The sequence below is a fragment of the Sphingomonas sp. genome (assembly GCF_025362505.1).
GTDB lineage: Bacteria > Pseudomonadota > Alphaproteobacteria > Sphingomonadales > Sphingomonadaceae > Sphingomicrobium.
Map to the genome: position 1 here is coordinate 1 of NZ_JANYGG010000019.1, position 4,516 is coordinate 4,516.

Sequence of the window (4,516 nt, forward strand, 5' to 3'; positions counted from 1 at the left end):
CGGTCGATCAGATCGTGCCCAGTAGGGCTTTCGCGGAACTCGGGAAAGTAGCCTTCTTCCCAAAGCGCGTGCGCAGCCTCGTCGAGTGGCATCCCTTGGTCATGGACGAGCCTGCCGAGAAATTGTTCATTGCTGCCGAAGTCCATTCGACGGGGCGCATTATCGATCCCGAGGTGCGCAAGGTTGCCGCCTTCATCGCGGATACCACCCAAAGTGCGCAGGCGCTGTGTCATGTCGAGCGGGCCGCGCACGTAGGTCTTGCCGTTCGGCCGGCTCACGGAAAGCTCGCTGAACTCGTCGGGTGCATGGACCAGTTCGCGCGGCGACGGTCGAGCAGCAGCTTCCTCAGCATCGGCGATCATGTTGGAAGGGCGAGGCAGGACCGAGCGAGGATCGACGCCCTCGGCAAGCTTGGCGATGTCATGACCGTCGAGCGGATCACCCAGGCGGCGCGTGACGCCGAAGGGCTGTTCCAGCGTGTAGCCCGGTGGCGGCGGGGGCACGTTCCCGACATCGATGTAATCGCGCGGGCGTACAGATGGACCCATCAGCGTTGGCGAGCGATCCTCGGTTGCCATTGCGGCGATGCGGTGCGGCTGCTGGACAGTGTACCCCGGCGGGGGCGGAGGCGTCTCACCTTCGGGCGCGGCGTTGGGGGCGTTGCCGACGTGAGGCCCTTCTTCAACACCATGCGGGATCACCCGGCGCGATGCAGCCATGCCGCCGCCCACGCCGCCAACCAATCCGCCGACGACCTGAGCGCCAACCTGCGCCCAGCGATTGCCCGGTGCGTAATCGTCCGCAACCTGTCCCGCGACATTGGCCCCAACACCGCCGCCGACTTCGGCCGCTACCGTGACCGCAGGGTTTGCCGCCCCGCTGACAAAGGCTTCCCGGATCGCTGAGCGCGTCGGGCTTGCCAGCGTCTCAAGGGCGGGCGCAGCCAAGCGAAGCTTGCTGCCAATGGCAAGCGATCCGCCCAGCGGCACCACAGCCTGCCCGACACCGCGCGAGAACGCTTGCCCATACCGTTCCAGATCGGAGCGGGGCGCATAGCCTTCAGAGGCTTGCCCGATGCCGACGCCGTGCATGCCGGACCTGATCCAATCCGAACCCATGATAGGCTTATCAGACGTAGGCAGGCCGACGGCTCGAATACCGCTGTTACCCAAATCGACCATGAAGCCGACCGTATCGGCCAAGCCCTCATTCAGTGCGCCCATGATGCGTGTGGGCAGTGCCGGGCCATTCGGCAACACCGGCAGCCCAGCCACGTCATCCTGCTGGAAATAGGTCGAGAGCTGCGCATTCGGATTGTGGCGCATGAAGCTGAGAATATTGGAGGCGTTGCCGATCGGATGGCCTAGCGCGCTCGACCAAGCCTCAAGCTGTCCAGGCTTCGTCTTCGAATTGCGGACCAGAGCCGCATATTCGTTGGCCTGGTCCGGCGTCATGGCAATCTTGCCGTGCAGCGGCGCACCGTCCTCGATGTGGCGATAGTCCGAAGGCGTCTGATAGGTGCCAGCATAGGCCCCTCGCTCGTCGGCAATCGCCCCCCGCTGAGCATCGAGATACTGTTGCGAGCGCACAGGATCGTTCGCCAGATACTGCGGGACGGGCAACGACAGCCCGGCGTTGATCGAGTCGAGCCCGAGATCGGTCGAGCCGTTGCGTGCGATCACAACCGGGCGACCATAGGTCATCGCGCCAGTCGATTGCAGGCTGGTCGATGGCGTTACCTGCCCGGCAAGACGCGTACGAGCCTGATCGCCAAGCGGAACCGACTGACCACCTACGACGCCGGGCTGACCCAGCTCGAATGCATCGACCCCGGAGAGGCGACCATTGCCGCCGCCCTTGAGGCCGAGCGTGTCGCCGTCGTGGACCGCGCCCGACGCGACATAGTTGCCGCCGCTCAGCGAGCCGCGCTGCTTGAGCGAATAACCTTGCGGGAGGGGAGGCATCCCCGAGTTAGGCGTGCCGGGCGTGCCCGGTGCCATCCCCCAGCCCGGCGTCCGATAGCCATTGGTTGGAGCCACGCCTGCGTCGAGCGCATATCCCGGTGGCAACGGCGGAAGGTCGGCCACTATTGAACCGGGACGCCCGTCTGAGCATCAACCCAGCGCCCGTTTTGAACGACAATCTTGTGACCGTTCGGGCCCACTGCCACAGCTGGAGCGCCGCCATGACCACGGCCACCAGTTCCCTGAAAGGCTGCGCTTCCCCGGACCCGAGAATCGGTCATGTCCTGGCCACGGGTGCGATCCTGATGCGAAAAGTCCTGACCCCGCATGCGATCGTTGTGGCTCAGGTCCTGCCCTCGCGACGTGACGCCGGTTGATCGGATGTTGTTGCCGACTGAAGCTTCCGTCCGAACGTCCGTATTGCGCTCGCTTGAGCGAAGCCGATCATCCTGCAATTCGCCCATGTAGCCGTAGCGGTCCCCCATCAGGGCGCCCTTGGCATCGATAGCAGACGGGCCGAAGCTGCGCAGACGGTAGTCTTGCAACGCGCTGTTGAACTCTTTTGAGCCGGACTGACCGAAGTGCGAAGCGTAGCGCTCGTCGTCAGCAGGTTCCTGAGTTTTGCCGACTGCTCTCCAATACGCTTCCGGATCGGACTGCTCGAAATACATGCCGGCATCGGCAGGCATAGATGACAACATTCTGTCCATTCGCACGGGAGGCTGGACGCTCGATCCACTGGGTTGACCAGGCCCGCCACCGGGGAGAGGCGGAGCACCCGGATTGCCAGGTTGAGGCCCAATGGAAGGCGTCGCATTGCCGATGGGAGCGGCAGTAACCGCGATCGGAGTATTGTTGCCTGGCAGCTGGACCACGCCAACAGCCGCTGGGCTGGCGCTGGGTGGCTGAGCGCCGTTCGCCTGCGAACTTAGGTTCCGTAGTGCTTTTACAAGGTGAGCGCGTTCGTGGTCGCTGCGGAATGGATTGGCTGAAAGATCGGCTGGCGTCGCGTCGCCGTAGTGAACAGCGCGGCGTGCGGCCTGCTGTTTTGCGTGCGCGTCCCACTCGCCGACATTCGCTTTGTGCTCCAGCCTGCTCGCAACGAGGGCTTGAGCGAGCTTCGCGACACCTTGAGTCCACGAGATATTGCCACCGTTGTCCGGAATTGCATCGAACGATTGCTGGCGAAGCGCTGCCGCCAATGCCCGAGTGCGCTGACTGTTCTCAAGGTCGCTCGTCGCATCGACTTGCGGGTCTGGCTGGCCCGGAGCCTGAAACGAGACCGTCTGGGGGCCAGAAGGCGGAGGAGGGGGCGGGGGCGCGAGGATTGCCATCAACGGTCTCTCTTTCAATGAATTATCGGCAGGACGGGCAGGGCTTCGCCAGCGCCAAGCTGGCCGACGATAAATGCCCCGAGCGCGGCGACACCTTGCGGGCTGTCCAGCATCGAGAGCAGGTTTGACGGGATCGTGAATGCGGCAGTGCGAGCCGACGCGTGATCGATCCGAAGGCGATCGGCGAGGCCTTGCACCATGTCTTCCCACACGAACACGCGCGCTTCGTCACTCGGCGAGAGGCCCAAGGTACGCACTCTGTCAGGCATTCCCATCAGTCTGCTCGCGCCAGATCGCGGCGCACGGTCGCGCGAAGATATTCGGACAGCGTCATGTCCCGCCCCCGAGCAGCTTCAACGGCAGCAGCAACGAGCCTGCTGTTGGCGCGGAAGCGAACTGTGTGGTCGTGAACGGCGAACTGCATGGCAAAGCCTCCAAATATCAACGACAGATGTAGCACAGATTGATCCGCAATGCTAGATTACCGTTTAGAATCAGATAGTTGTTCGCCCACGTTCGCTGGTGTTCGATGCTGTTTGACGGTGTCGCCTCGTTCCATTGCCGCCATGTTGCCGACGGGCGGCGCGACACGATCATCCGATCCGAAAAGAGGGCGCGGCGCTGGGGTGTTGGGGGAGCAAGCGTGGGAGCAAATCCCCGATCACACGATTAAACACAGTTTCCAGAATAGCTTGGCGGCTTAGAGTGGATGCCTGGACAGCATTAGAACCAATCAAATGCGATCGATCCACAGCTATTTCCAATCTTGACGTTCCACAGATGAGCATCCGCAAGCTAAAGATTCTCAATGGCGCGCGCTTCAAAGCCCACAAGATTGCCTAATCAATCCGCCATTGTCCCAGCGTGGCTTATAGACGGCTTGGCGCGCCTGCAGCTGCCAGCATGACAGGTTTACCCGTCCAGCCCACGCCACGACAACGTAGCGCCCGAAGCGATCGGTCGTGACGATGCTGTAGCTTACCCGCCCATTGCGTAGCGCGTCGATCAGGCGGCGCTTCGATGAAAAGCCATCGCCCGGTGCGCACTCCCGATAGCGGGCACAGTGACCGGGAAGCTCAGGCGCATCGATCCCGAGGAGGCGCAGGCGGATCGAGCCGCAGCGCAGCGTGTCGCCATCAACAACGTAGGCAGAGGGGCATGCGATGGCGTCCACGCGCGCTATCCGAGGCCCTTGTCGACTAAGCGACGGATTGCTTC

General features: G+C 63.1%; 5 protein-coding genes. All 5 read right to left on the reverse strand.

From position 1 onward, the window contains the following. A partial coding sequence (locus tag Q0R27_RS01310) for a hypothetical protein (RefSeq protein ID WP_293940285.1) occupies window positions 1-2,087 on the reverse strand: 2,087 nt, incomplete at its 3' end. Beyond that, window positions 2,087-3,301, reverse strand: coding sequence for a hypothetical protein (locus Q0R27_RS01315; protein WP_293940286.1), 1,215 nt, complete (start codon window positions 3,299-3,301; stop codon window positions 2,087-2,089). The genes Q0R27_RS01315 and Q0R27_RS01310, both read right to left, overlap by 1 nt. A gap of 11 nt (window positions 3,302-3,312) precedes the next feature. Then, a complete protein-coding gene (locus Q0R27_RS01320) occupies window positions 3,313-3,555 on the reverse strand; it encodes a hypothetical protein (protein ID WP_293940287.1) in 243 nt (80 codons plus the stop codon). 17 nt (window positions 3,556-3,572) lie between these two features. After that, the gene (locus tag Q0R27_RS01325; RefSeq protein WP_293940288.1) at window positions 3,573-3,722 is read right to left on the reverse strand and encodes a hypothetical protein; all 150 of its coding nucleotides are present in this window, start codon (window positions 3,720-3,722) and stop codon (window positions 3,573-3,575) included. 396 nt (window positions 3,723-4,118) lie between these two features. Continuing rightward, window positions 4,119-4,516 (reverse strand): hypothetical protein (locus Q0R27_RS01330; RefSeq protein ID WP_366079630.1); only part of this gene is annotated, 398 nt, incomplete at its 5' end.

Coding starts and splice junctions, on each gene's coding strand:
- Q0R27_RS01325 (WP_293940288.1), bottom strand. CDS start 3,722: ATGCAGTTCGCCGTTCACGACCACACAGTTCGCTTCCGCGCCAACAGC.